Annotated in this window: 26 protein-coding genes; 17 read left to right on the plus strand and 9 right to left on the minus strand. The window is 60.6% G+C overall.

Annotated elements, in window-relative coordinates; translation table 11 throughout:
* The first annotated feature begins 29 nt into the window (after positions 1 to 29).
* On the plus strand, positions 30 to 1,550 hold the full coding sequence (locus K328_RS0113325; RefSeq protein ID WP_028466395.1) for a tyrosinase family protein: 1,521 nt from the start codon (positions 30 to 32) through the stop codon (positions 1,548 to 1,550).
* Positions 1,551 to 2,087: 537 nt separating this feature from the next.
* Here the strand turns inward: K328_RS0113325 and K328_RS0113335 are convergent.
* Complete coding sequence (locus tag K328_RS0113335; protein ID WP_028466397.1) at positions 2,088 to 2,714, minus strand: 2-hydroxychromene-2-carboxylate isomerase; 627 nt, start codon at positions 2,712 to 2,714, stop codon at positions 2,088 to 2,090.
* 127 nt (positions 2,715 to 2,841) lie between these two features.
* Entirely contained in the window at positions 2,842 to 4,749 is a 1,908-nt protein-coding gene (locus K328_RS0113340; RefSeq protein WP_051284894.1) for a PhoX family protein, read from the minus strand.
* Between the two features lie 278 nt (positions 4,750 to 5,027).
* Between K328_RS0113340 and K328_RS0113345 the strand changes: the two genes are divergently transcribed.
* From K328_RS0113345 to K328_RS0113375, 7 genes are all read left to right on the plus strand, one after another.
* Entirely contained in the window at positions 5,028 to 5,435 is a 408-nt protein-coding gene (locus K328_RS0113345; RefSeq protein WP_028466399.1) for a DUF2946 family protein, read from the plus strand.
* 56 nt (positions 5,436 to 5,491) lie between these two features.
* The gene (locus tag K328_RS0113350) at positions 5,492 to 6,613 is read left to right on the plus strand and encodes an ABC transporter substrate-binding protein (RefSeq protein WP_036554278.1); all 1,122 of its coding nucleotides are present in this window, start codon (positions 5,492 to 5,494) and stop codon (positions 6,611 to 6,613) included.
* 69 nt (positions 6,614 to 6,682) lie between these two features.
* A complete protein-coding gene (locus K328_RS0113355; protein WP_028466401.1) occupies positions 6,683 to 7,747 on the plus strand; it encodes a FecCD family ABC transporter permease in 1,065 nt (354 codons plus the stop codon).
* A complete protein-coding gene (locus K328_RS23995; protein WP_084608300.1) occupies positions 7,744 to 8,526 on the plus strand; it encodes an ABC transporter ATP-binding protein in 783 nt (260 codons plus the stop codon). The genes K328_RS0113355 and K328_RS23995 overlap by 4 nt, the downstream gene beginning before the upstream one ends.
* Before the next feature lie 108 nt (positions 8,527 to 8,634).
* Positions 8,635 to 9,309 carry an energy-coupling factor ABC transporter ATP-binding protein gene (locus tag K328_RS0113365; protein ID WP_036554281.1) on the plus strand — a complete coding sequence of 225 codons (675 nt, stop codon included), beginning with the start codon at positions 8,635 to 8,637 and terminating at the stop codon, positions 9,307 to 9,309.
* Entirely contained in the window at positions 9,306 to 9,905 is a 600-nt protein-coding gene (locus K328_RS0113370) for an energy-coupling factor transporter transmembrane component T family protein (RefSeq protein WP_028466403.1), read from the plus strand. The genes K328_RS0113365 and K328_RS0113370 overlap by 4 nt, the downstream gene beginning before the upstream one ends.
* Positions 9,906 to 9,932: 27 nt before the next feature.
* Entirely contained in the window at positions 9,933 to 10,484 is a 552-nt protein-coding gene (locus K328_RS0113375) for a biotin transporter BioY (RefSeq protein ID WP_036554283.1), read from the plus strand.
* A gap of 61 nt (positions 10,485 to 10,545) precedes the next feature.
* Here K328_RS0113375 and K328_RS0113380 read toward each other — a convergent pair whose 3' ends face one another.
* The 6 genes from K328_RS0113380 to K328_RS0113405 all read right to left on the minus strand — a co-directional run bounded on the left by K328_RS0113380 (position 10,546) and on the right by K328_RS0113405 (position 17,113).
* Entirely contained in the window at positions 10,546 to 10,842 is a 297-nt protein-coding gene (locus K328_RS0113380; protein WP_028466405.1) for a hypothetical protein, read from the minus strand.
* A gap of 109 nt (positions 10,843 to 10,951) precedes the next feature.
* A complete protein-coding gene (locus tag K328_RS0113385; protein WP_028466406.1) occupies positions 10,952 to 11,908 on the minus strand; it encodes a PLP-dependent transferase in 957 nt (318 codons plus the stop codon).
* A 2-nt stretch (positions 11,909 to 11,910) separates the two neighbouring features.
* A complete protein-coding gene (locus K328_RS0113390) occupies positions 11,911 to 13,053 on the minus strand; it encodes a hypothetical protein (RefSeq protein ID WP_156901344.1) in 1,143 nt (380 codons plus the stop codon).
* Positions 13,054 to 13,074: 21 nt separating this feature from the next.
* On the minus strand, positions 13,075 to 14,619 hold the full coding sequence (locus tag K328_RS0113395; RefSeq protein ID WP_028466408.1) for an acetolactate synthase large subunit: 1,545 nt from the start codon (positions 14,617 to 14,619) through the stop codon (positions 13,075 to 13,077).
* Positions 14,620 to 14,736: 117 nt separating this feature from the next.
* A complete protein-coding gene (locus K328_RS0113400) occupies positions 14,737 to 15,999 on the minus strand; it encodes a polyhydroxyalkanoate depolymerase (RefSeq protein WP_028466409.1) in 1,263 nt (420 codons plus the stop codon).
* Positions 16,000 to 16,156: 157 nt separating this feature from the next.
* Entirely contained in the window at positions 16,157 to 17,113 is a 957-nt protein-coding gene (locus K328_RS0113405) for a S1C family serine protease (RefSeq protein ID WP_028466410.1), read from the minus strand.
* Between the two features lie 554 nt (positions 17,114 to 17,667).
* Here K328_RS0113405 and K328_RS0113410 point away from each other — a divergent pair.
* The 3 genes from K328_RS0113410 to K328_RS0113420 all read left to right on the plus strand — a co-directional run bounded on the left by K328_RS0113410 (position 17,668) and on the right by K328_RS0113420 (position 20,945).
* On the plus strand, positions 17,668 to 18,183 hold the full coding sequence (locus K328_RS0113410) for a D-glycero-alpha-D-manno-heptose-1,7-bisphosphate 7-phosphatase (RefSeq protein WP_028466411.1): 516 nt from the start codon (positions 17,668 to 17,670) through the stop codon (positions 18,181 to 18,183).
* Positions 18,184 to 18,308: 125 nt separating this feature from the next.
* On the plus strand, positions 18,309 to 20,480 hold the full coding sequence (locus tag K328_RS0113415) for a malate synthase G (RefSeq protein ID WP_028466412.1): 2,172 nt from the start codon (positions 18,309 to 18,311) through the stop codon (positions 20,478 to 20,480).
* A gap of 9 nt (positions 20,481 to 20,489) precedes the next feature.
* Complete coding sequence (locus K328_RS0113420; protein ID WP_084608301.1) at positions 20,490 to 20,945, plus strand: GIY-YIG nuclease family protein; 456 nt, start codon at positions 20,490 to 20,492, stop codon at positions 20,943 to 20,945.
* Between the two features lie 9 nt (positions 20,946 to 20,954).
* Here K328_RS0113420 and K328_RS24000 read toward each other — a convergent pair whose 3' ends face one another.
* Positions 20,955 to 21,167, minus strand: coding sequence for a hypothetical protein (locus K328_RS24000; RefSeq protein WP_036554285.1), 213 nt, complete (start codon positions 21,165 to 21,167; stop codon positions 20,955 to 20,957).
* Between the two features lie 375 nt (positions 21,168 to 21,542).
* Between K328_RS24000 and K328_RS25870 the strand changes: the two genes are divergently transcribed.
* The 6 genes from K328_RS25870 to K328_RS0113455 are packed head-to-tail and all read left to right on the plus strand — an operon-like array spanning position 21,543 to position 25,106.
* A complete protein-coding gene (locus K328_RS25870; RefSeq protein ID WP_028466414.1) occupies positions 21,543 to 22,613 on the plus strand; it encodes a methyl-accepting chemotaxis protein in 1,071 nt (356 codons plus the stop codon).
* Positions 22,614 to 22,641: 28 nt separating this feature from the next.
* A complete protein-coding gene (locus tag K328_RS0113435; protein WP_036554288.1) occupies positions 22,642 to 22,878 on the plus strand; it encodes a hypothetical protein in 237 nt (78 codons plus the stop codon).
* Positions 22,875 to 23,021, plus strand: a complete 147-nt coding sequence (locus tag K328_RS26695) for a hypothetical protein (RefSeq protein ID WP_156901346.1) — start codon at positions 22,875 to 22,877, stop codon at positions 23,019 to 23,021. The genes K328_RS0113435 and K328_RS26695 overlap by 4 nt, the downstream gene beginning before the upstream one ends.
* The gene (locus K328_RS0113445; protein WP_028466416.1) at positions 23,018 to 24,073 is read left to right on the plus strand and encodes a Rieske 2Fe-2S domain-containing protein; all 1,056 of its coding nucleotides are present in this window, start codon (positions 23,018 to 23,020) and stop codon (positions 24,071 to 24,073) included. Before K328_RS26695 ends, K328_RS0113445 begins: the two co-directional genes overlap by 4 nt.
* Positions 24,070 to 24,831, plus strand: coding sequence for a hypothetical protein (locus K328_RS0113450; protein ID WP_028466417.1), 762 nt, complete (start codon positions 24,070 to 24,072; stop codon positions 24,829 to 24,831). Before K328_RS0113445 ends, K328_RS0113450 begins: the two co-directional genes overlap by 4 nt.
* Positions 24,831 to 25,106, plus strand: a complete 276-nt coding sequence (locus K328_RS0113455) for a hypothetical protein (protein ID WP_028466418.1) — start codon at positions 24,831 to 24,833, stop codon at positions 25,104 to 25,106. Before K328_RS0113450 ends, K328_RS0113455 begins: the two co-directional genes overlap by 1 nt.
* Positions 25,107 to 25,141 lie beyond the last annotated feature (35 nt).

Here is a 25,141-nt window from a genome sequence, read left to right on the forward strand (position 1 = left end):
CCGCGCTCGGAATAATCAGGGAGGGAAGAATGCTGACACGCCGAGAGCTTATGACGCGTGGAATTCTGGCAACCACCCTCTTTCAGGCCGCCGTCTCCTTGCCGGGGCTCACAGCGGCCGCCGCAAATGCTCTTCCCGTCCGCCGCAGCCTCGGCGGTATGGACCTCGACCATCCCGACCTTGAAGCGTGGCGCGATTTTGTCGGGATCTCGAAATCCAAACCGGACAGCGACCCGACAAACTGGATTTCCCTTGCGAACATTCACGGCGACGAAGTGCAGTTCAACCGCTGCGCACACGACAATTGGTATTTCCTGCCATGGCATCGCGGTTATCTGGAAATGTTCGAAAGGCTTGTCCGGGCGGAGATGCAATATGACGGCTTTGCGCTTCCCTATTGGGACTGGACCTTCGACCGTCAGATCCCACGGGCCTATTCCGATGCCACCTATAACGGAAAGGAGAACCCCCTTTACGACCCGACCCGCGAAATGACGCCCACAGACAGTCTATCGGATGAATCCGTCGGCGTTGAAGTGATGGCATCTATCTATGCCGAGACAGATTTCGAAGCATTTGGCACCTCCCGGGACCCGGAGCAGGACAGTCTCGACGAAAGCTGGGTGACCAACGGGGTCGGCATATCCGGGATACTGGAAGCTACGCCGCACAATCTTGTTCATGCACAGGTCGGCGGCACGTTGCGACAACCACAGACCGCTCAGGACCCGCTCTTCATGATGCATCACGGGAATGTCGACCATGTCTGGGCTGTCTGGAACGCGATGGGCAATGCGAACGGAACAGACCCGCTATGGCTCGACATGGTGTTCAGGAACAATTTCGTGAATCCCGATGGAACCGCCTACAGCTTCTCGGTCAGGGATCTGCTGGAGACAGAGCCTCTGGGCTACACCTACGATCTGCCGTCCGAGATGTCCGCACTTGCCTTCTCCAGCCTCACGTCCGAAACTCGGCATAAAGGCGACTATGCCGCACTCTTTGACGGCAGATCAGGCGACACGCAGATTCGCTCCGTCAGAACAGAAAACGCGGCTAGTGCGCAGGTTCTGGCGCCACTCGATCTACCGTTACAGATCACGTCCAGTGAGATTGCAGCCGCGCTGGGCGAGTCCGGCGCGACTTCCAGTTTGCCATTCGTTGTTACCGGACAGCGGCCCGGCGCACAAAAGCAGATCGTTGCCATCCTGCGGGAGGTGACACCTCCGGAAAATACGTCCTCGGAATACCGGGTGTTCGTGAATTGCGATTATCTCTCCCCGGACGTTCCGACATCGGACCCTCACTATGTCGGGACTCTCGGTTTCTTCGGAACGTCGACAATGCATCAGGGTCACGGAGGGCATGGCGATCGAAAACCACCCTCCTTCCTGATCAATCTGACCGGTACGCTCCAGCGCCTTACCCGGCTCGGTCAAATTCGGAAAGATGAGCTCGTGATCCAGGTCCAGCCTGTACCAATGGAAAGTCGATCCGATAAAACGGTATCGCCGATTACGCCACGCTCCATTGAGGTCGCTATTATCTGAACCAGCCAAAGGCCGCATCCCGCTTCCGAAAGGCGTTTTGAAGAGGTATGAAATGCGCTTCAGGGCCTTGAGCCTCCTGGTTGTTGCAGGCCTTGCCGCGTCCCCCCCTACAGCCAAGACAGCCCCCCTCGAAAACGCGGGCTTCAAGCTTGCGCCGGGTGTAGCCCAGCAGATTTGCATCGAGGTCCAGAGCCGCCACGACAGATATGTCTTGTCGGTGACCGCCTACGAGCCAATACCGGGAGGCGGAAAGATCTCGGTTCGTGAAGCCGGACCGGATGGTCGGAGCGATACTCCACTCACGGTGTTGGGGATGTTCCCGGACCGGTCCTTTAAGAATCAGGAACGCCCCCGGCGGTTTTTACTCCCGCCGACAAGTGCTGGAAACACTAAACCGGGCAGCTTGAAATGTTTCTCGGTGCAACTCGACGGTGCGAAGAATGGAAATGGTCACGCGACGGTTTCGTTGGGGCAGGCGAAAGACTGACGGATGCATCGCGGCATCGTCCCTCCAGGGCTCCCTGCCAGTCTCGGCCTCTAAGACGGCAGAACCCAGTCATTCGCGAATGGTTTCTCCAGTGCCCGCACCACCAGCTCAAGCCGGTCCTGGCCATAGAACGGATCTCCATCGACCACATAGGTCGGGGAGCCGAAGAAGCCCCGGGCGATAGCCTCCTCGGTGTTCGCACGGTGCTGTGCGGCAACCTCCTCCGCGCCGGCGGTTTCGAACAGGTCCGCCCCATCCATGCCCACCGAGGCCGCAATGGCGAGCAGCGTCTCGCGCTTTGACAGGTCCGCATCCTCCGCCCAATGCGCTTCCAGAAAGGCATGCGCCAGCCGGTCCGTTCCCTGCCCAGTCTCACCGCTGGCGATCAGCATCCGGTTCGCCATCTCGTAGGATTCGTGGTGATATGTCGGCCGTCGCTTGATGATTCTGACCCCGCGATACTCCGCCCAGCGCTCGATTTCGCGTCCGAACCAATAGGCGCTGTACGTTTCCTCACGAACCCGTCCCGCGTTACCCCGGGCACGCACCAGATCGCCGAGGAAAAACGGCCGGTGCACGATTGTTGCCCCCGCCTTGACCGCGATCTCCTGCAAGAGAGACGAGCCGATATAGGCATAGCCGGAATAGGCCGCGTAAAAATATTCAATGCGTTTCATGGGAAGTCCGGAAAATCGCTCAAGGACACATACCCTAACCGGCAACGCGTCCCGCTTCGAGAAGGATATGAAAAGCAAACGGCCGGTCGCAGATGCGACCGGCCGTCAGATTCAGGCTTCGGCAAGACTAGCCGATCAGGCCGTTATCGTCGCGTTTGATGGCGATGACGCATGAGCGCGGCACCGAGCCACCACCGCCCGGGAAGTGACTGTTGCCCTTCTCGCCCGGATGCTGGATGCCGACAAAAAGCGTCTTGCGGTCGGCGCTCCAGGTGATGCCGGTAACCTCGGCCTCCTTGGGGCCGACGAGGAAACGCTTTATCTCTCCGGTTTCCGGATCGCCGACCAGCATCTGGTTGTTGCCCATGCCGGCAAAGTCGCCTTCGTTCTTGTAGTTGCCGTCCGTCTGGATCCAGAGCAGGCCGGTGCTGTCGAAGGCAAGACCGTCCGGGGAATTGAACATGTTGTCGGCATTGACGTTCCCGGAGCCGGCATAGGCGTCGGAATGAACCGTCGGGTTGCCTGCAAGCACGAACAGGTTCCAGTTGAAACCGCTCGCGACATGGTCGCCGCCGGTCGGCTGCCAGCGCACGATCTGACCGTAATTGTTTTTGTCGCGCGGGTTAGGACCGTTGGCGGAGGTGTCGTCGCCACCGGCATTCGGCTTCACGCCACGGTTCTTGTTGTTGGTCAGGCAGCAATAGACCTCGGCCTTTTTCGGATGGGAGGAAACCCATTCCGGCCGATCCATGGTGGTCGCTCCGACTTTCGAAGCCGCGATCCGGGTATGGATTGCGATTTCGGGTGCGGACATGCCTGTGGTTTCCGGGGTGAGCGCCAGCCACTCGCCACTGCCGTCCTCGTTGAACTTCGCGACGAAGAGAGAACCGGTATCGAGCAGGTCGGAATTGTCACCACCCACCGCATAGGTACCGTCCGAGATGAATTTGTAGAGAAACTCGCCGCGCTCATCGTCGCCCATATAGACGACAACCTGACCGTTCGCCGCGACCACGACTTCGGCGTTCTCGTGTTTGAAGCGACCGAGGGCAGTGCGTTTCTTCGGCGTCGAGGTCGGATCCATCGGATCGATCTCGACAATATAACCAGCACGGTTCGGCTCATGCGGGTGCTTGGAGATATCGAAGCGCTCGTCTGCGGTCGCCCAGGCGTAGCCCCAGTCCTTCGTCTTCACGCCATAGCGCTTCAACTCCGCGCTCGGCTTGTAGTTCTCGTCGCTGGAGGAGAAGTAACCGTTGAAGTTCTCCTCACAGGCAAGATAGGTGCCCCACGGGGTACGGCCGTTGCCGCAATTGTTCCAGGTACCGAGCGAGGTGGTGCCGCTCGGGTCGGCGGCGGTCTTCAGCAGGTCGTGGCCGCGTGCCGGACCGGTCAGCTCCATTGGCGTATCGGCAGTGATGCGTCGGTTCAGAGGCGAATCGATCACGACGTTCCAGCGGCCATCCTGCTCCTCGACTTCCATGACACTGACGCCGTGCGCGGCCTTGCCCTTGCGCACATCGTCGGCGTTTTCCGGCAGCTTGCTCTCCCGGCCACCGTAAATGATCGAGCGGTTGGTGTATTCGTTGTTCACAGCGAGGACATTCTTGCCGCCGGAAACAAACAGGGCCATGCCGTCATTGTTGTCGCCGAAAGCGAATTCCTGTGTCTCGCCCGTGCCCCGGGTCGCTTGATCGAAATCGGCGCCGTGAGACCAGAGCGGCTGCCCCCAGGTGGTGACAACGTTCCAGTTGTACCCCTTCGGAAGCGTGATGGTGTCCAGCGTGTTTGCCGCCACCTGCTCGAAGGAAAGGCGGGAAGCCGCCTCGGCCGGCGTCAGCGCTGAGGTACCCATCAGGAAGCTTGAGGCACCGAACACGGTCAACGCGCCGAGAAAGCCACGACGGCTCATCGCCTTGTCGACCACATGATCGAAATCGCAAAGCTCCGGACGCGGAGAATTCACGTCGTCCCAGTCGTCAAATGAGAGATCGTGGTCCTGCACGACCGCAGTTTCATTCGTACCGTTTGTCATATCTCACCCTCACACCATTGAGTTGGTTGATCGGCCAGCCGTTTCGCGGACTGTGCCCTGCCATCAGCCTCCTGTTTGAGGCCGAGACGTTCCAGCGAGGGTGGAAGGTATCGATGGTACGTTATTCAAATATGACAGAGGCCGGGCGTGTCATGTTTTCTCCGGATAAGTGTTACTTTCTGAAACCGCCCGGTTCCGTATTGCACGGTTTTGACATTGCCTTTCGTCCATCAGCGCGACATTGTGCCCGCCGATCTTAACCGGCATCCAGTGAGGCCATGCAGTCTCTGAGGCAGAAACGGACATTGGCGCTGCTTCCCGCGATCCTCTGGATCGCGGTGCAATTCGCCATGACCGGCGTGTTTTCCACGCCGGCTTCTGCCGCCTATGCCGCGCTCGACTCCGGACACGCCGAGCAAATTGTACAAATCTGCTCCCCGGACGGCAGCCTCCGGACCATCGCCCTCGATGCACAGGGTCTTCCCGTTCAGGAGACCAGCGGCGCAAAGACATGCGACTGGTGCCAGTCCTTCGGTTCCTTCATTCTGCCGGCACCGGCCGTTGACGGTATCCCGCTCGGCCTGTCTTCCGGACACACCCGGCAATCAATACCGGATACGCAAAGCCACCGCCTAACGGCGTCCCAGAGTCGTCACCCGACGCGCGCCCCTCCTTCTGTGAGCTGATCCACCCCAACAGGTGCTCCGGCACCGCGATCAGTTCTCACAAAAGGTTTTATCCCATGTTCCGCACTCTTCGTGCGGCCGGGGCCGGTCTGGCCCTCGCCGCTGCATCCCTTGTTGCCGTCCCGATGACGGCATTCGCCGCTCCTGAAACCGTCACCGTGACGGATACTCTGGGCCGAACCGTGACCGTGCCGCACGGCGCAAAACGCGTTCTCCTGGGTTTCTACTTCGAGGATTTCTACGCCATCGTCGGCCCCGGCGCCTTTCAGCGTGTCGTCGCCATCTCCCGCGATACCTGGGAAGGCTGGCGTAATTTGCAGTGGAAAGCCTACAGCGCGGTTGAGCCTCGCCTCGAGACTCTCGTCGATATCGGCGAGGTCGATTCCGGAACGTTCAATATAGAGGCAGCGCTGGTGGCAAAACCGGACGTCGCCATCGTCGCCGCCTGGCAGTTCCGCAGCATGGGCAACGCCGTCGACAAGCTGGAGAAGGCAGGCATCCCTGTGGTTGCCGCCGATTTCAATGCCCAGACCCTTGAAAAGCACCTGGCGAGCGCCCGGCTGATCGGGACCGTCATGGCCTCCGAAGACCGCGCTGAACAGTTGGCCGGCGAATATGAAGCCGCCTTCAACGACGTTCTCGCCCGTGTGGCAGAGGCCACCGGTCCGAAAAAGCGGGTCTATGTCGAGCTCGCCCGCAAGGGGGCTTCGGAATACGACAACAGCTATGCCGGACGAATGTGGGGCGGTGTGATCGACCTCGCCGGTGGAGACAATATCGCCAACGGCCAGATTACAAACTGGGGCGCCCTCAGCCCTGAATATGTGCTCGCCTCGAAGCCGGAAATGGTCCTGCTTGCAGGCTCCGGATGGCAAGGCCGGGACAAGGCGGTTCTGCTTGGCTTCGGCATTGACGAGAAACAGACCCGTGCGCGCGTGGCTCCATACCGGTCCCGTCCCGGGTGGCCGGACCTACCGGCCATCCGGAACAACGAGATCTATGCCGTCTATCACGGCGGCGCGCGGACCCTGTACGACTACACGTTCCTGCAATTCATCGCCAAGGCGCTGCACCCGGAAGCATTTGCCGATGTCGACCCGCAGGAAAACCACCGGCGCTTCTACGAGAGATGGCTGCCTGTCGCAGCCACCGGAAGCTTCATGCTGAAGGCTGACTGACGCCCTGCGGCCCCGGCAAACGATCCGAGCCGCCGGGGCCCGCCAGCTTCCTCCTATCGCGAGAAAAGCATGACGCATTCGATCCCGAAAAACAGGCCCCAGGACCAGAAAGACTACAGCTCACTGACAAACAGGCGGTTCGGTGTGGCCCTCGCCGGCTTCATGCTGGTTGCCATGGCCGCTATTGCCGACATGCTGATCGGGCCGTCTTTCCTGAATGTCTTCGATGTCCTCGCGGCCCTGATTGATGCCGACGGTGCCGGCGATCCGATGGCAGTCGTGATCGTGCACGATATTCGCCTGCCGATGACCCTGACGGGCCTGATCGTCGGGGCTTCGCTCGGGATTGGCGGCGCGCTGATGCAGACCATCCTGGGCAACCCGCTCGCCAGCCCCTACACGCTCGGCTTTTCCGCCGCGGCTGGCCTCGGCGCGTCGATCGCCATCCTGACCGGCTTCTCACTCGGCCCCTTGTCCGCTTTCAGCGTTCCAGTCGCAGCCTTCAGCACCGCATCACTCGCGGCCATTCTCGTTCTCGGACTTTCCTGGCGGCGCGGCATGAGCGCGGAGGTCATGGTTCTGGCCGGCATCGCGACCCTGTTTCTGTTCCAGTCATTGCAATCCCTGATCCAGTACATGGCTGCGCCGGAAATCCTGCAGGAGATCGTGTTCTGGGTCTTTGGCAGCCTGCTGAAAGCCGGCTGGACCAGTGTCCGGGTTTCCGGCTCGATCCTGATCCTCGGGTGCCTTCTGATCCTTCCGAATTTGTGGCACCTGACGGCGCTCCGCCTCGGCGAAGCGCGCGCGGCCAGCCTGGGTGTGAAAGTCAAACCGCTCCGGCTCAGGGTCTTTGCAATCGTTGCCCTCTTGACGGCGGGCGCCGTCTCCTTTGTCGGCACAATCGGTTTCATCGGCCTGGTCGCCCCGCATATCGCCCGCATGCTGGTCGGCGAGGATCAACGCCTGTTGCTGCCCCTGTCCGGCGTCGCAGGTGCGGGCATCATGATCGGCGCATCGATCGCCTCGAAACTCATCGCACCCGGCGCCGTTGTTCCGATCGGCATCGTCACCGCGATTATCGGCGTGCCTTTCCTGTTCGGGCTGATCCTTAAGCAAAGGAGGGCATACTGGTGACACTGCTCGTGAAAGACCTGTCCCTCAGCTACGGCCGAACGGAGATCCTGCGAAATATCACCTTCAGCCTTCCGGCCGGGTGCCGCGCCGCGCTGATCGGCCCGAACGGCACCGGAAAATCGAGTCTTCTGAGGGCCATTGCCGGCCTGCAACCGCATGGCGGAACGGTCTCTATGCTCTCGGGCGAACGGCCGGAAGATGCCATTGCCTATATGCCGCAGGATACCGGAACAGCTTCGGCCCTGACCGTTCTCGAGGTTGTGCTGCTTGGCCGCCTGCGAAGCCTCGGCATGAGGGTCGCCGAGAAAGACCGGGAGGCAGCTCTCGAAGCGCTTGCCGTCTTCGGACTCAGTGACCTGCAATTGCGAACATTGGGGCATCTCAGTGGAGGCCAGCGCCAACTGGTGTTCCTGGCCCAGGCGCTGGTTCGCGCGCCAGCCGTCCTGCTGCTTGACGAGCCGACTGCCGCTCTCGACCTGCGTCATCAGATCCTTGTCCTCGACATCGTTCACAAACATTGCCGGGAGCACGGAATCCTTGCCATCGCAGCCATGCACGACCTTGGTCTGGCAACCCGCTTTGCCGATCAGATCATCAGCCTGTCGGATGGAAGTATCCTGGCGACCGGCACGCCCGAAGCGGTCCTGACAGCCGCGACGATCGAAACGCTTTATGGGGTCACCGCCGAGATCACCCGTACTGCCTCTGGCGGTTTTGCCATCACACCGACCGGGCTTTCAAACCCGCCTGGCAGCCAGAAAGAGCGCGTTTCGGCTTGAATTTCCGCGCCTCCTCAGGCAGAAGCCCTGCACTCCCTATCCGGTTTATGACCGCGCGGCATATCGGCACGCGCCCTGGTTTTGAGAACCGGCGAAGAGGAAGTTGCATTGATCGCATTCGAAACTGTCAGCGTGACGGCGGGAGACCGGACCGTTCTCGCGGACATCAACCTGACGCTGCGGGAACGGCGGATTGCCGTGATCGGCGCCAACGGGTCTGGTAAATCGACCTTCGCCCGGCTGATCAACGGCCTGCGCCGGCCAAGCACCGGAGCCGTCACCGTGGACGGCCTCGATACCGTGAAGGCCGCGAAGGAAGTCCGTCGGCAAGTCGGCTTTCTGTTTCAGGATCCGGACAACCAGATCGTCATGCCTCTGGTGGAAGAAGACCTCCGCTTCAGTCTGAAGGCTCTGAAACTCAGCCCGGCGGACGAGGACGAGCGGATCGAGCGCATCCTCGACAGCTACGGGCTGACCCATTTACGCTATCAGCCTTCCCACAGCCTGAGTGGCGGCGAAAAGCAGCTGCTCGCGCTCGCCAATTCAATGCTCCGTGAGCCGCGCTATCTGGTGCTGGACGAGCCGACCACCCTGCTCGACCTGAAAAACCGGAAGCGGGTGATGACTGCCATCGAAGAACTGTCGCAGACGGTGATTTGCGTCACCCATGATCTTGAGATCGCAGCGACCGCCGATCGTGTGCTGGTGCTGGCGGACGGCCGTATCGCTTTCGACGGAGCCGCGACGGATGCCATCGCGGCTTACAGGGAGATGGCAGAGTGAAACTGTCGCTCTATGTCCGCCGGGACTCCCCGGTTCATGCCCTGCCCGCCGGCTGGAAGCTCAGCCTGCTGCTCATGACGGGGCTGCTGATTCTTTTCACCGACGACGCACGGCTGCTTGGCGCCGGTCTCGCCATAATGTTGATCGGGTTTCCGCTGGCTCGACTGCCGTTATCGGAAATCATCCATCAGGCCCGCCCGCTGCTGATTGTCCTCGCGATCTTTTATGCGGCGCATGCCATGTTCACTTCGATCGATACCGGAACAGTCCTGACATTACGGTTCGCCATCATGATCGCCTGCAGCCTGCTGCTGACGCTGACGACACGCGTCTCGGATCTGATGTCCGTGCTTGAGCGCACGCTTCGGCCGCTTGCGCCGCTCGGACTCAATCCGGAGAAGACCAGCCTTGTTTTCGCCATGACGATCCGCTTCATTCCGGTCTTGGCTGAAACTTGGGAAACTGTCCGCGTGGCACAACAGGCCCGCGGCATGGACCGCAATCCGCTCGCCCTGCTGATCCCGATGACGGTGCTGACCCTGCGCCGCGCCGAGCAGATCAGCGACGCCATCGAGGCGCGCGGTGTCGATCTCTAACACCAAAACTTTCGGAGTCTCTCAATCATGACCACACGCGACCTTGTCCTGATCGCGCTTTTCGCAGCGATCACCGCCGTGCTCGGGCTGTTCCCGGCCCTCACGCTTCCGATTACCGGAGTGCCGGTGACGGCGCAGACGCTTGGCGTCATGCTGGCCGGCTCCATCCTCGGCGCCCGGCGCGGCGGCCTTGCGCTGGTCGTCTTTCTGGTTCTGGTCGCTGTCGGCCTGCCGCTGCTTGCCGGCGGACGCGGCGGCGCGGCGGTCTTCTCGGGCGTGACGGCCGGTTTCCTGTTCAGCTGGCCGGTTGCGGCCTTCGTGATCGGATGGCTGACGGAAAAGGCCTGGGACCGTTACGCGCTTATCCACGCGGTCTCGATCAATGTCTTCGGCGGCATCCTGATCGTCTATGCCGGCGGCATCGCCTGGATGGTAGCGGTTGCCGGCATTCCGCTCGACAAGGCGCTCTATGGCTCCCTGCCGTTTATTCCGGGCGATGCACTCAAGGTCATCGCCGCAGCCACGGCCGCTGTCGCCCTGAAGCGGTACCAGCAACATCCACTCGGCCGGACGGCTTGAGAGATTCAGAAATAAAAAAGCGGCCCTCAAGGGCCGCTTTCATTTCAGTCTGAAGAATAATTCAGACTGCGATATCGAGGGTCGTACCCCTGTTCGGATCACCGGAACCCGGCAACCGATCATCATTGCCCAGCGCCGCCGCACCCGGATTTTGGTTCTCGCCACGATCAGCCGAAGTGTCCGTCACGTTCACCACAGTCGGCTCGCTAGGGGTAGCATCGACACTGGCGCCGTTTGCGCCGATCTGCTGCTCGCCCTCATCACCTTCGGCCACAGGCCGCGTAACCGGCTCTTGCTGCGTCTGATTGACGTTTCTGAGGTCTGCTACCGATGCGCTTACTGCTGGCCCAACAGCCATGTTAGCCTCCAACCGACATTAGGAACCGATCCTATTCCTACTCATAGAATAGAGATATTCGCTCGAAGTTTCAATTCAAGTCTGATTACGGGCATTTCGGCAGCCCCATTCAACCGAGCGCCGCCTGAAAGTCCTCAATCAGACCATCCGGGTCTTCTGCCGGAATACCGAACCGGACAAGCCCGTCCGGAATTCCGAGGACGCGGCGGATTTCTTCCGGAACAGCCTCATAATCCCTGTGTGCATAGTGCCAGAAGGTTCCCGGCTGGCCCGGAACCAACCCTGGCCGAAACCAGGCCAGACGCGCCAGAGCCGCATCCACTTCTTCCGACCGGCCTCGAAAGGTAACCGACAGATCGGGGCAGCCGCCGCCGGGGTAGAAAAGCTCTGCAACGCACGCATGATTCTTGAGGGAAGCGGCAAGCTGCGCCGCCGCCTCCGCACGCGCGACGATATGTCCGGGTACGGCGCTCAAAGCCTGCCGCAGCGCTTCAGCCTCTGCCGGACCCGGCATTGCATCAAATGCTCTCTGCAGATAAGCGAAGCGATCCTCGGCAAATCCGGAATTCTCGGAAAAAGCGACCAGTCCTCCGCGAACGTCACCGGCGGGTGCGGATGTGAAAACCATGTCACATCCCTCCGCAAGCGGCATGACCGCTTCATGGCCCAGCACCGAGTTATCAGCCAGAACCATAATGTCGCGGGCTTTCGCAAACTCCACGACGCGCGCGAGGTCCGCGCGGGAAAGCCTGGGTCCAGATACGGTTTCGACCCAAAGCAGCCTCGTCTCGCCGGTGACAGCCACCGCCAACGCGTCGAGGTCCGCCATATCAGCGAAACCGACCTTGAGACCGGCGGAGCGACGGCGGACGGATTCGATCACACGGTAGGTATCGGGATGGGCTCCGTCGGAGAGAACCAGATGGGCGCCTCCATCCAACACATCAAGCACCGTAGAAACCGCCACGGGAGCCGAGACGAAAGCATATCCGTTTCCGCCGCCATTCGCCGTTGCGAATGCCCGCTCGAGAGCGACCAGCTCAGCCGGTTTTTCCATCCGGAACATTATTAGCTTCCGCTTAGGATACGAACGCTGACACGCGAGAGGGAACTGAGCTGCTCGTACCGGAGATACCGCATCGAGGAATCCCCGACATAGGTCCGCCAAAGATCGATGGAATGGTCGATCCGACTCATGGAATCGCCAATCTGGAAAAAGCGCTTCCCGGACTTGTGCAGAAATTCGATGAACGGCTCCGGACTCTTGTGATCGCGGAAAAGTGTTTCATACGAATTGCGATATTCGGCCAGCATAAGATGCACTGCTTTCCAGCGCTTCTGGTAAAGCTTACGCCATTGACCGACCTGATCATTCAGGGTCGCCTGCGCGGCCGCTGGCATGCTGTCAAGCGGGCGAGACTCTGTATTGAGCCAGTTCGCAAAATCTTTCCAGATTTCTTGCCGGCGAGCAAAAATATGCTCGTAATAGATGACGCCTTTCCAGGCGTACAAAGTGTCCGACGCGTCGCTATCCTGGATCTGCATGGCCTGGAGCAACGGCTTCAGGGCCTCCATGTCCGTGGCGTCCCAGAGCTTGTTGACCAGCGTCTTCAGGTAGCTGGCGCGGTTAGCATCGGTGACGCCTTCGAATGCCGTTTCCACGATCGGCTGGAACTGCTTCATGACATGGTCGCGTACACGACCGAATTCAGCGGCGGTCATCTCGAAATAACCCGGATGCGGATCGAACCCCTCGGCCTCCATCCGCTCCCGAAACAGGAACGGGTCGACTGAGGGCAGATCATCCAGGATTTTCAGAATCTTGAGATCGGCTTCGGCTTCCGCGGAATCCGGGGAATCCGACATGCCGGCCTGGAATTGCAGCGCGGTCCGCAGGTTCCGGTCATTCAGGAAAATGGACCGGCCGCCGTCGAGATCCGCCTTCTCGCTGTAGGAGAAGAAAACCTTGGTTCCGACAGGCTTCGTCGCCGATTCCCGCATATCGTCGTCGGGATAGGTTTCCTTCATGAAGATCGCGTTGTTCAGATCCCGCGTCTTGAACAGGAATTGCCCCGGCGCACCGCCTTCGGCAAGAACGTTGCGATGCAATGCCGCGCAGTTGAAAACCCGGGAAGACCCGGCCTGCAACATGCGCGACAGCTGCTCAACGGCTAGCCGCTCTATCGAAACACGTTTACGCGTATGACCCATTACAAGAATTTTATACCAAAATTACATCCAGGCCTCGATCAAATGCGGCCCCGGTTCGTTCAACGCGCGCTTGAATTGTTCGTTGAACTCTTCCGCGGTCGTTGCCCGGGTTGCCGAAACCCCCATACCGCCAGCCAGTTGCCGCCAATCCAGGTCCGGACGGCCGATCTCCAGCATGTCGAAGGCCTTGCGGCCCGGGTTTTCGGCGCCGACATTCATCAGTTCGCCCTTCAATATCTCATAGGTTCTATTAGCGAAGATAACGTTAACGACGTTGCACTTCTCGCGCGCCTGGGTCCAGAGCGCCTGCAACGTATACATGCCGCTGCCGTCGCCTTCGAGGCAGATCACCTTGCGGTCCGGACAGGCGATCGCCGCACCGGTCGCGAACGGCATGCCGATGCCGATGGAGCCACCGGTCAGCGACAACCAGTCATGTTGTTCGGTACCGGCAGTGAAGGGCATCAGCCCCCGGCCGGACGTCACGGACTCATCGGCGATAATGGCGTCTTTCGGCATCAGGTGGCCGATCGCCGCCGCGATGCTCTCCGGCGTAAGCGCGCCGCTCATCAGCGCCGGCTTTTCCGCCTTCTGACGGATCGGCTCGATATCGGTCGCTCCGAGCTCCTCCGCAATGGCGGTCAGGGCGTCCAGCAGGTCATACCCTTCCGGCGCCACATCGACGACATTGCAGCCTTCAGGGATCAGCACGCTGGGCTTGTTCGGATAAGCAAAGAACGCCACCGGTATGGGCGCGCCCAGCAGGATCAGGTTCTTGACCGTTTCAAGCTGCTTCAGGGCGATATCCACCGGATACTGGATACGCTCGACTGGCACCCGGCCAGCACCACGTTCCCAACGCCTGTTGCTGGTCTTGCAGCTCAGGCGGCAGCCCGTCTTCGCCATGATGCGACCAGCCATCTCCAGCGCCTCGCCCATCAGCGCGGTGTCGGAGATATGGATCATGCACTCCTCGCCGGAGGTCAGCGCCGCTGCGGCCGCGCGAATAGCCTCGGCTGATGCTTTCGGACGCGCAACCGACGCAACCGGGGCGGCCGGGCCATTGGACTCTTCCCAGGCGGTGTTCGCCGGCAGGATCAACGTCGCCACCTGACCGGGTACGCCCATGGAAGCGGCCACCGCTTCGGCGCCATCGGCCGCAACGTCCTTGGAGGACCGCGAGGTCTTCACCCAGTCGGAGACCGGACGAGCAATGCCTTCGATATCGGCGGTCAGCGGCGCATTATATTCGACATGATAGGTCGCATGCTCGCCGACGATGTTAACGACCGGCGTGAAGGCCTTCTTTGCATTGTGCAGGTTGGCAAGACCGTTGCCGAGGCCCGGGCCGAGATGCAGCAGGGTCGAGGCCGGTTTCAGCGCCATCCGTGCGTAGCCGTCCGCCATGCCGGTGACGACGCCCTCAAACAGGCCGAGCACGCAACGCATGCCCTCGACCCGGTCGAGCGCAGCGACGAAGTGCATCTCCGACGTACCGGGGTTGGAAAAACATACGTCCACTCCGGACGCGACAAGGGTCCGCACCAGGCTCTCAGCGCCGTTCATTTTTATCCTCTGGGATCAGGGAGTCGAAAAAAGAACGGCGATGATGGCGCCGCGCCTTGCAAAGCGCAAGCGCAGTCGCCTCATGCCATTCGTTCCGATTGCCGACGGATAAAGCCGTCAGCTCGCGATTGCATGCACCTTACGGGCCTTGCCGCCAAGCTCATGATCGTGCTCGCGGATGAAGCCTTTCACCACCGGCGCGATTTCCCGGCGCCAGCGACCACCGTTGAAGACGCCGTAATGACCGACATTCTTCTGCAGATGATAATGCTTCATGGAGTCCGGCAGGTTCGGCGTCATATCGAGCGCGGCCTGGGTTTGGCCCACACCGGATATGTCGTCGAGCTCACCTTCGACACACAGAATAGCGGTTTTGGTGATCTGCTCGGGTTTAACCGGATTCCACCGCGCCATCATCTCGCCTTTCGGCAGGGAATGTTTCTGGAACACGGTTTCCACCGTCTCCAGATAAAACTCCGCCGGAAGATCCATGACCGCCAGATATTCATCGTAGAAGGCCTTCTTCTTGTCAGCCTCCTCCTCGTCGCCCTGGACAAGGTGATCGAACAGCTCGTTAAGCGAGATCATATGCTTGTCGAGATTCATCGAGATGAAATTGGTGAGCTGAATGAAACCCGGATAAACGCGCCGGCCCATGCCCGGATAGGGCGGCGGGACCACGGTTACGACATGGCGCTCGAACCATTCGATCGTATGTTCCTTGGCAAGCTTGTTCACCGCCGTCGGGTTGCGTCGGGTGTCGATCGGACCGCCCATCAGTGTCATTGAGGCTGGTGCACAGATATCGCCCCAGCCTGACATGATGGAAACGGCGGCCAGCGCCGGCACACTCGGCTGGCAGACTGCCAAAACGTGGGTATTCGGGCCGAGGTAATGCAGGAAGTCGATGATGTAATCGATATAATCGCTGAGATTGAACCGGTCGGCCGTGATCGGCACGTAGCGGCAATCGGTCCAGTCTGTCACGTAGACATCATGGTCTGGCAGCATCGTTTCCACGGTACCCCGCAACAATGTTGCGTAGTGCCCTGAAACCGGCGCCACCACCAGCAACTTCGGGTCGTTGCGCTTGGTATCGCGTTTGAAATTCACCAGGCTGCAATAGGTGCGGTGAATAACGACCTCTTCCTCGACCGCGACATCCTTGCCGTCGATCACCGTCTTCTCGAAACCCCAGTCGGGTTTGCCGTAGCGCCGGGTAACCCGCTCGAACATTTCGGCGGCGGAATCGATCTGCTTGCCCAGCGGGGTATAGGAAAGCGGACTCCAGGGCGCCGTCACCGTGTTACGCACAGCCTGCGCTCCCATCCGCCATGGCATGATCGCCATGCGGGTCGCTTCATACATATGATACAGCATCGCTTAAGCTCCGCGTTCCGACGGATAAATACGGCCGGGCACAAGCGCCTGCCATAAGGTCCGTTCAATTACTGCACAATACTGACACTCAAATTGCTGCATTGCACCAAAGAAAGCGCGCAGCCATTCCCGCCTGTCGGAATGTGCCGACGCCGACTTAGTGCAGAGCCGGCGACTTCAGCAGCGCGTCCCGCGCGATCGACCGGACATTGGCGCTCAACATTTCGCCGTTGCGAACGAGAGACAAAGGCACGGTCACCCCGGCTTCGCCAAGGGACCAAACATGCCGGAAGAACTCCGCCAACGACTTGATCTTCTCATCATCCACCGCGACGACAATGTCGCCGACCTTGATATCGGCATCCTCCGCGGGCCCGTTTTCGCTGAGCGCCGCGACCACCACCTGATCCTGAATTTCCGTCCCGAAAAGGCCAAGCCAGGGGCGCGGCGGCTTTTCCACCCGCCCGTAGGTCGACAGCTGCTCAAGGATCGGCTTCAACAGATTGATCGGGACGACCATATTACCGTCGACCGCAGTATCCTCACCGGTCTGCTGCACCATCAGCGATCCGATCCCGAGCAAGCTGCCATCCGGCCCAATCAGCCCGCAACCACCCCAGTTCGGATGTGCCGGCGCTGTGAAAATCGCTTTATCGAGAAGATATTCCCAGTATCCGGCAAACTCGCGGATGGCCATGACCTCGGCCGCTATCGCACCTTTGCTACCGCCAAGACCGCCGAGCACAACGGGGTCGCCTTCGCTCAGAATATCCGAATCGCCAAGCGGCAAGGCCGGCAGGTCGAGATGGCCTAGGGCCTGGATGAGGCCGAAACCGGTCTCCTGATCATAGCCCAGCACATGCCCCGCGACCGCGCGGCCGAAATTGTCCGTGATCCAGACCTGCTCGGCTTCCGTGACAAGATAACCGATGGTCAGGACCAGACCGTCTTCCCGGATAACCACACCATTGCCACTACGTTCCGTGCCAAGCAGGTTGGCCGTATAGGCGTCGTCGGGGATTGCTGTGCGAATACCGACCAGAGAAGCGTAGATACGATCAAGGTCGTATGCGTAGTCTTCCTGATTGGGTGCGTTTCCGCTTTCGTATTCCATCAATGTCCTGGCACTGCGACCGTGTCGTCCCTGTTTGCGCTCAGTATACAGGGACGTTTCGCTGTTGGAAGAGTATCGCCCTGTCTCAAAGTGACAGAGCATCATCCCGTCTCAAAGAGACATGGGGACTCTATGGGCAAAGGTCAGTGCTTGGGCACTGCGTCCGGCCTAGCGGCCGCGCATATAGCGCCGCTCAGGACGGTACGGATGCAAAAAGGCATGTACCGACTTGCGAACGATTTTCATAAAGCGGACCATTCCGTCCAACTCCGATTGCTGGATGGGTCCGGCGCATTCGCTCTTGCGGCTGGCCTGCCCGATCCGGGTTTGAACTGTTTCATGGCAATGCAATCGACGGGCCAAGAGATGACCGCTGCATCACGTTGCTCAGAATGCGATATAGGGATGAAAATATCGTAAAGAAACCGGGGCCGTTGACTAAAAAGCGCATATTGCGGACGGGTTGTGAACAATGTCACTCCTGTTGCTATGAGATTTGGAAAGAACGGTGCCCGGGAATTTTTTGACCAAATGATCAGCACAATGGCTAAAGAATGAGCAAACAACCCGGAGCCTTCCTCGATCGCGACGGTGTCCTTAACCGCGACACGGGTTTTCCGCATCGCCCGGACCAGATCGAATGGGTCGATGGCGCCATTGACGCAGTCGCCCTGCTCAAAGCGCGTGGGTACCTTGTCTTTGTCGTCACCAACCAATCGGGGATTGCCCGCGACTATTTCAGCGTGGCCGACGTCGAGACATTGCATCGATGGATGAATGCACGGCTGCAAGAACACGGTGGGTCGATCGACGCTTTCCGGATCAGCCCCTATCATCCGGATTTCGACGATGGCCGTTTCACCGACCTCGCGGACTGGCGCAAACCGAAGCCGGGAATGCTGCTCGATCTTCTCGCTCATTGGGATGTCGACCTCTCCCGCTCTTTCATGATCGGTGACAAGACAACCGACATGGAAGCCGCCGAGGCGGCAGGTCTTCCGGGCCATCTCTTTAAAGGCGGCAATCTGCTGGAGTTTGTGAACGGCTTGCTGCCTCCGGTCCCGAATTGAGCGGCCGCACAATAAAATGGTTTCGGTTTCCGCATTGCGGAACCGGCGCTTGCGTGCAAGATGGCGGATCAAGAGGATGCGCCGCGATTCATGAACGATAGAACCCACGCGGAAAGGGCCTCGCGATGACCAGCCGGATCCAGATCGGCAACTTGCAGATCGACCAGACGCTCTACAATTTTATCAATGACGAAGCTCTCCCCGGCACCGGCGTTGCTGCGGAAGGCTTCTGGGTTGGGTTCGAGCGCATCGTCGGCGAATTCGCCCCCAAGAACCGGGCACTGGTCGCCAAGCGTGGCGAGCTGCAGAAAAAGATCGACACCTGGCACAAAGCCAATCGTGGCGCCGGTTTCGATCTCGAGGCCTACAAGCTCTTCCTGAAAGACATCGGCTACATCGTGCCTGAAGGCCCGGCCTTCTCCGTCGGCACAGATCATGTCGATGCGGAGATCGCCACCGTCGCCGGACCGCAGCTTGTTGTTCCCGTGATGAACGCACGCTATGCCCTGAATGCGGCAAACGCACGCTGGGGCAGCCTCTATGACGCGCTCTACGGCACCGATGCGATCTCGGACGAGGGCGGCGCTGCCGCCGGCGGCGCCTACAACCCAGCCCGTGGCGCCAAGGTCATCGCCTGGGCCCGCGATTTCCTGGACAAATCTGCACCGCTCTCCAGCGGCAGCCATGCGGATGCCACCGGCTACAGCGTTGTAGACGGCCAGCTTTCCGTCTCGCTGAAAGACGGCACGAAGACCGGCCTTAAAGCCCCGATCCAGTTCGCCGGATATAAGGGCGATGCGGGTGCGCCGAGCGGCATTCTGGTGCGCAATAACGAGCTGCATTTCGAAATCGTCATCGATCGCGGCCACATGATCGGCAAGGACGATGCGGCCGGTATCGCCGACGTCATTGTCGAAGCGGCACTGACGACCATCATGGATTGCGAGGATTCGGTCGCCGCGGTCGACGCAGAGGACAAGGTGCTGGCCTACCGTAACTGGCTTGGCCTGGCGAAAGGCGATCTCGCCGACAAGTTCATGAAGGGCGGCAAGGAAGTCACCCGCACGCTGAACCCGGACCGCATCTACACCGCCCCCGATGGCGGCGAGGTCCGGTTGCACGGGCGCAGCCTGATGCTGGTCCGCAATGTCGGCCTGCTGATGACCAACCCGGCCATCCTCTATGATGGCGACAAGGAAATCCCGGAATGCCTTATGGACGGTGTGTTCAACGCCGCCATCGCCCTGCATGACCTGCGCGGCGAAAACAAGGGCGGCAACAGCCGGGCCGGTTCCGTCTACACCGTGAACCCGAAAATGCATGGCCCCGAAGAAGTCGCTTTCATCGAAGCACTCTTCACCGAGACCGAAAAGCTGCTCGACCTTGCACCGAACACCCTGAAGATGGGCATCATGGACGAGGAGCGCCGGACCACGGTGAACCTCAAGGAATGCATCCGGGCAGCCAAGGACCGCGTGGTCTTCATCAATACCGGCTTCCTCGACCGCACCGGCGACGAGATGCACACATCCATGGAAGCGGGCCCGATGATCCGCAAGGGCGACATGAAAGCCTCTTCCTGGATCAAGGCCTACGAAGACTGGAACGTCGATATCGGGCTGGAATGCGGCCTGCAGGGCCATGCCCAGATCGGCAAAGGCATGTGGGCCATGCCGGACCTGATGGCGGAAATGCTGAAGCAGAAGAAGGGCCATCCGGAAGCAGGCGCAAACACCGCCTGGGTGCCGTCCCCAACTGCTGCCGTACTGCATGCCACGCACTATCACGAACTGAACGTGAAGCAGCGGCAGGACGAGCTGAAGACCCGCGGCCGGGCCAATCTGGACGATATCCTGTCGATCCCTGTGGCCACGCGCCCGAACTGGGACGCGGAGACCATCCAGCAGGAACTCGACAACAATGCCCAGGGTATTCTCGGCTATGTGGTTCGCTGGGTCGATCAGGGCGTCGGCTGCTCCAAGGTGCCGGACATCAACAATGTCGGTCTGATGGAAGACCGTGCGACCCTGCGCATCTCCAGCCAGCATATCGCCAACTGGCTGCATCATGGCGTCTGCGACGCGGCCCAGGTCGAGGAGACCATGAAGCGGATGGCCAAGGTGGTCGACGGCCAGAATGCCGGCGATCAGGACTACTCGCCGATGGCCCCCGATTTCGACAAAAGCATCGCCTTCCAGGCAGCCTGCGATCTTGTCTTCAAGGGACGGGAACAGCCGAGTGGTTATACCGAACCGGTACTGCACGGCCGCCGGCTGGAAGTGAAAGCGAAAGCGTAGAGAGGCGGCATGACCAATCCGGCGTTGGGGGAATTTGCCCCCATCGTTCACGATCTTGTCGGAATACCGGCACCGGAACTCCTGAGTGGCGATGCCGCCCAGCCGGTACCGGGGAGTTACCTGCTCCTGCTCGAAATCGCAGAGCCCCAGACAATCACCATCAGGAAAAGAGACTGGCGCCTGCCCGCCGGTCTCTTTGTCTATGCGGGCAGCGCCCACGGCGCGGGCGGGCTGAAAGCCAGGCTGACCCGGCATTTCCGCAAGGAAAAGAAACAGCACTGGCACATCGACCAGGTCACAATGGCGGCCCGTGCCATGCGGGCGCTCTGTTTTCAGGAGAATACGGAGTGCGAATTGAGCGAGCGGCTTCTCGCCAGTGGCCGATTTTCAGCTCCGGTACCCGGGTTCGGCAGCAGCGACTGTAAAAGCTGCCCCACACATTTTCTGGAGTTCAGCGGAGGCTAGGGTCCAGGCCTAGTCGTCATCTTCCGTTCGCGGACGCAGACCGAGATCCATGACCTGCTTGCGGGCGTCCTCGTCTTCGACACCGACCATGGCGGACAACAGCATTGCCGCCGCGACAACGCCTTCCATATGGGCTTTCAACGGCGAAAGCCCGCGCTCGAAAGATTCCTCGACCGTTTCGTGGTAGGCGTCTTCGATCATACTTCTGGTGCTGTCGTCCACGATGGCCTCTGATTGGAATGAATCACCTCAAGGCCTAGTGATTCCCGGCAGGCAATGCAACGCGTTTACCTGCGAAAAATGCTCACTTTTTCAAAAGACATTTTTGACTTTCAGGAACGGATGCGCCGCGAGAGTTTCCTGAGAAGACTTGCACGCTCGCGAGACGAGAATTCGGCCTCTCATATCCGGCGATCAGCCCCACCACCTCGACGCACTTATTCCGGGTTTCTCCGATATCGTCATACCGTGACCGTCCCCTGACAAGTGATCACAACTCCTTGATGCGATGTTTGAATACAGATCCCATTCCCAATCTGGCTTTAGGTTGCCTTCAACGCAGGCGTGAACAGTACGATTATACGGGAATGTGGCTTAATGGATGTGACTGAACTGATCGCCGGCTGCGGCCTGGACCGGGAGAAGGCCAAGGCACTACCGGGAGTATGGGAAAACCATGTCCAACGAGAACTGGATGACGCCCTGATTGCGACCCACAAATTCTGCAACTCATATGACGGCCTGACAGGCTTTCTATGGGGTCAGGACGAAGCGTCCTGGGTCGCGAATCAGAAAAGCCGCTGGGAATCCGTCTTCTGCACCGGGATCGGATCTGCGCACGTCGACCAGGTCCGGGAATTCGCGCGCGGCGATCTTGAAAGCGCCATGAATCCCGCGGTCTACGGGCAGTTTTTTGCCGGTCTGGGACGCGAGCTGACGACCCGAATCCTCAAGACCGGGCAAGGCTCGGCGGAATCGCATGAAGCCGCAATCCTGATCGGCACATTGATGAACGCCGAAGCGACAATCGCTTCCTCCGCCTATAGCGAGGCGCAGACCGAAAAGAACCAGTCCACCATCGAAGAGCTCACCGGCATGATGGGGCAGAATGTCGGCGACATCATCGGCGGAGTGGCCGGTGCTTCCGACAAACTCTCCTCCAGCATGGCCACGATCAGCCAGAATGTTGGCCGCAATCTGGATCTCGCGACCGGCATCTCCGGGACGGTTGATTCAGCGGTTTCCAAACTGTCCGAGCTGTCCGCCGCCATCGACGGAATCCTCAAGCTGCTCAACGGCATCAAGTCGATTGCCGGGCAGACCAACATGCTGGCCCTGAACGCGACCATCGAGGCTGCCCGCGCGGGTGAGGCCGGGCTCGGGTTCGCCGTGGTTGCCCGCGAGGTCAAGATGCTGGCCACGGACAGCCGGGAGGCAGCCGACGGCATCGCGGAAATGACGAACCGGTTGAGCGAGACACTTGGCATGGTCCAGACCGGGTTCGCGGAGATCACCGAACGGGTATCGACCATGGTCCGCTCCATAGAGGAAAACGGCACGGCGGCTGAAGAACAGCACCGGGCAACCGGAGAGATCGCGGACCGCATGGCTCGGCTCGGGCAGGAAATCGACGAATCGATCTCGGGCATTCGTCAGCACTACGGCTGACGAGCGCCGAACAGGGGAGAGCAAGCGGATGATTGAAGTCCCGGCCGTCGAAACGGCTCAAAGCATTTTCGCTGCTGCCAGCTATTACGGCTATGTCGGCATCACGGTAGCCGCTGCTTTCCTGCTCTACGGAATTGACCGGATCGATCCGAGCACGCGCGGGAGCTACCTCTTCCGGCTGTTCCTGATCCCGGCGTCGGTGGTGTTCTGGCCGGTGATCCTGTGGCGCTGGGCGAATGCTGTCCGGGCGGAGACGAAGCCATGAAGCGCCGTCATCAGCGCTGGCATCTTCGGATCTGGATCGCGCTGGCCATCCTGCTGCCGGGCTTTCTGCTGGTCACTGTGCTGCAGCGCCAGGACCACCCGGTCGAGCCGCCCCTGCAATTTGGCACGGGGGGCACACAATGAGCGTGCAGTACAGGCCCGTGACCTGGACCCGGAACAAAATCACCTACGATCTCGTGCTCGGGTTCGGCATCGCCGCCTTCATAATCCTGTTCCTGCGCTATGCGCCGGGCTGGCTGGAAAGTTCCCGGATCAGCGGCCCGCAATTGCGCATGCGCGCCTTCGGCACCTGCGCTTTCCTGCTGCTGACCATTGTGCTCAGCATCGGCCCGCTGGCCCGGCTGGACATCCGCTTCCTGCCATTGCTCTACAACCGCCGACATTTCGGCGTCGCCATTTTCTTCGTCGCGCTGGCGCACGCACTTGCCGTGACCGGCTGGTACCAGGCCTTCGGCCCGCTCGACCGCTATGTCGCCTTGCTCGCGTCGAGTACCGCCGTCACCTCTTGGCAGGCCTTTCCGTTCGAGTATCTCGGTATCTTCGCCCTCGGCATCCTCTTCACCCTAGCCGCGACCAGCCATGATTTCTGGCTGACCTTCCTTGGCGCCCCGCTCTGGAAAGCGATCCACATGTCCGTATACGCGGCCTATGCCGCGATTATCGGTCATATAGCCCTGGGTGTTTTGCAAGCCGAACACTCCCCCTGGCTGCTCGGCCTGACCGGCGTCAGTGTCGGTCTGGTCTCCGCTCTGCATATCGCGGCGGGATTGCGCGAACAGGAGACATCGGTAGCCCCCTCCATCAACGACTCAGAAGGACACTGGGTGCACGCTGCCTATATCGGCGATCTGCCCGACGAGGGCGGCGTCACTGTTTTCCTGCCCACCGGAGAGAAAGCCGCCCTCTTCCGCTATGACGGCAAGGTATCCGCGCTCTCCAACGCCTGCGCGCACCAGAACGGACCGCTGGCCGAAGGCCGGATCATCGACGGGTGCGTCACCTGCCCCTGGCACGGCTACCAGTACCGGCCGGAAGACGGATGCTCGCCCGCGCCCTTCACCGAGAAAGTGGCGACCTACCGACTGCGCCGGGACGGCAACCGCCTGCTGATAGACGCAAACGCACTGCCGCCGGGCACACCGGTGCCGCCTATCGAGCTGGAGCAAGGTGCATGAGCAGATCTTCCAACGAGTTCTTCGTCGGCTACTTGAAGACCCCGCCGAAGCTTGCGGTCTTCCTGACAGTCGTGAGCGTGCTGCTGGTCGGCCTCGGTATCGGTGGCGGCTTTGCCCTGCTGGCCGGACAGCCCGATTATGGTGATGGCGGTTTCAAGGGCGGCTACAAGGAGCATCTCGGCGTGCTGCAGGCGGCCCCCTATCCGATGCTGCGGCTTCCGCCGGATGAGGCTCATCCCGACGGCCGGACCATCCTGCTCTCCAACCCCGGCAAGCGTGGTGCACAGAAACGAGCGGCAAAGCATGACGGCCAGATCGTCGATGTCGGCGGAGTCTTCATCACCCGCGAGGGGACGCGCCTTCTCCAGGTCGGCGGTGCCGCAAAAATCCGCCCGGCAAAGGAGCCCGAGTCCATCCAAGGCTTTGTCCCCGCCGCGGACGTCCCGCTCGGCCCGGTGACGCTGCGCGGCGAGATCGTCGATACGAAATGCTATCTCGGCGCCATGCGGCCCGGTGAAGGCAAGGTGCACAGGGCCTGCGCCAACCTCTGCCTGATGGGAGGCATTCCGCCGATGCTGGCGGTCTTTCACGAAAACGAGGCCCCGACCCTGCTGCTGCTGACCAATGCGGCGGGCGAAGCCTTCGATGCCGAGATTCTCGATTATGTCGCACCTTATGTGTCCGTCGAGGGCGAGCTGTTCCGCCGGGGTGATCTGCTGATGCTGCGCACCGATGCCAGCCGGATCGGGTTCCTCTGATGCGCCCGGCCGCTCTCTTCCGGCTTTTCCTCGGCCTGGCTTATGCCGCCGCAGTCGGATGGCTACTTTACGATTATTCAGACGAAGCAGCATCGCTGCTGCGCGGGCGCTGGCTGAAGGATCTTTGGCCCGGAGCCGAGGAAGTGATCCGGGTAAGCTGGCTTTATGACCTGCGAATTATCGCCGTGCCACTCTATGCTGCACTGGGCCTCTGGATCGCCGAGCGGATCTGGCAGCGGCTGACGGCGCTCTTCCCGCCATCGGGCGAGGGCTGACAAACAGCTTGATGGCGTGGTCTAATCCGCCCTCA

Origin of the sequence: Nisaea denitrificans DSM 18348 (assembly GCF_000426505.1) — a bacterium.
GTDB lineage: Bacteria > Pseudomonadota > Alphaproteobacteria > Thalassobaculales > Thalassobaculaceae > Nisaea > Nisaea denitrificans.

What these genes read in the sequence shown, in the direction of transcription:
- K328_RS0113415 (WP_028466412.1), top strand. Translation starts at nt 18,309, where the DNA reads ATGACCAGCCGGATCCAGATCGGCAACTTGCAGATCGACCAGACGCTC.
- K328_RS0113325 (WP_028466395.1), top strand. Translation starts at nt 30, where the DNA reads ATGCTGACACGCCGAGAGCTTATGACGCGTGGAATTCTGGCAACCACC.
- K328_RS0113340 (WP_051284894.1), bottom strand. Translation starts at nt 4,749, where the DNA reads ATGACAAACGGTACGAATGAAACTGCGGTCGTGCAGGACCACGATCTC.
- K328_RS0113350 (WP_036554278.1), top strand. Translation starts at nt 5,492, where the DNA reads ATGTTCCGCACTCTTCGTGCGGCCGGGGCCGGTCTGGCCCTCGCCGCT.
- K328_RS25870 (WP_028466414.1), top strand. Translation starts at nt 21,543, where the DNA reads ATGGATGTGACTGAACTGATCGCCGGCTGCGGCCTGGACCGGGAGAAG.
- K328_RS0113420 (WP_084608301.1), top strand. Translation starts at nt 20,490, where the DNA reads ATGACCAATCCGGCGTTGGGGGAATTTGCCCCCATCGTTCACGATCTT.
- K328_RS0113445 (WP_028466416.1), top strand. Translation starts at nt 23,018, where the DNA reads ATGAGCGTGCAGTACAGGCCCGTGACCTGGACCCGGAACAAAATCACC.
- K328_RS0113410 (WP_028466411.1), top strand. Translation starts at nt 17,668, where the DNA reads ATGAGCAAACAACCCGGAGCCTTCCTCGATCGCGACGGTGTCCTTAAC.
- K328_RS0113375 (WP_036554283.1), top strand. Translation starts at nt 9,933, where the DNA reads ATGACCACACGCGACCTTGTCCTGATCGCGCTTTTCGCAGCGATCACC.
- K328_RS0113355 (WP_028466401.1), top strand. Translation starts at nt 6,683, where the DNA reads ATGACGCATTCGATCCCGAAAAACAGGCCCCAGGACCAGAAAGACTAC.
- K328_RS0113335 (WP_028466397.1), bottom strand. Translation starts at nt 2,714, where the DNA reads ATGAAACGCATTGAATATTTTTACGCGGCCTATTCCGGCTATGCCTAT.
- K328_RS0113385 (WP_028466406.1), bottom strand. Translation starts at nt 11,908, where the DNA reads ATGTTCCGGATGGAAAAACCGGCTGAGCTGGTCGCTCTCGAGCGGGCA.
- K328_RS26695 (WP_156901346.1), top strand. Translation starts at nt 22,875, where the DNA reads ATGAAGCGCCGTCATCAGCGCTGGCATCTTCGGATCTGGATCGCGCTG.
- K328_RS0113405 (WP_028466410.1), bottom strand. Translation starts at nt 17,113, where the DNA reads ATGGAATACGAAAGCGGAAACGCACCCAATCAGGAAGACTACGCATAC.
- K328_RS0113395 (WP_028466408.1), bottom strand. Translation starts at nt 14,619, where the DNA reads ATGAACGGCGCTGAGAGCCTGGTGCGGACCCTTGTCGCGTCCGGAGTG.
- K328_RS0113380 (WP_028466405.1), bottom strand. Translation starts at nt 10,842, where the DNA reads ATGGCTGTTGGGCCAGCAGTAAGCGCATCGGTAGCAGACCTCAGAAAC.
- K328_RS0113455 (WP_028466418.1), top strand. Translation starts at nt 24,831, where the DNA reads ATGCGCCCGGCCGCTCTCTTCCGGCTTTTCCTCGGCCTGGCTTATGCC.
- K328_RS0113400 (WP_028466409.1), bottom strand. Translation starts at nt 15,999, where the DNA reads ATGCTGTATCATATGTATGAAGCGACCCGCATGGCGATCATGCCATGG.
- K328_RS0113345 (WP_028466399.1), top strand. Translation starts at nt 5,028, where the DNA reads ATGCAGTCTCTGAGGCAGAAACGGACATTGGCGCTGCTTCCCGCGATC.
- K328_RS0113435 (WP_036554288.1), top strand. Translation starts at nt 22,642, where the DNA reads ATGATTGAAGTCCCGGCCGTCGAAACGGCTCAAAGCATTTTCGCTGCT.
- K328_RS0113390 (WP_156901344.1), bottom strand. Translation starts at nt 13,053, where the DNA reads ATGGGTCATACGCGTAAACGTGTTTCGATAGAGCGGCTAGCCGTTGAG.
- K328_RS0113450 (WP_028466417.1), top strand. Translation starts at nt 24,070, where the DNA reads ATGAGCAGATCTTCCAACGAGTTCTTCGTCGGCTACTTGAAGACCCCG.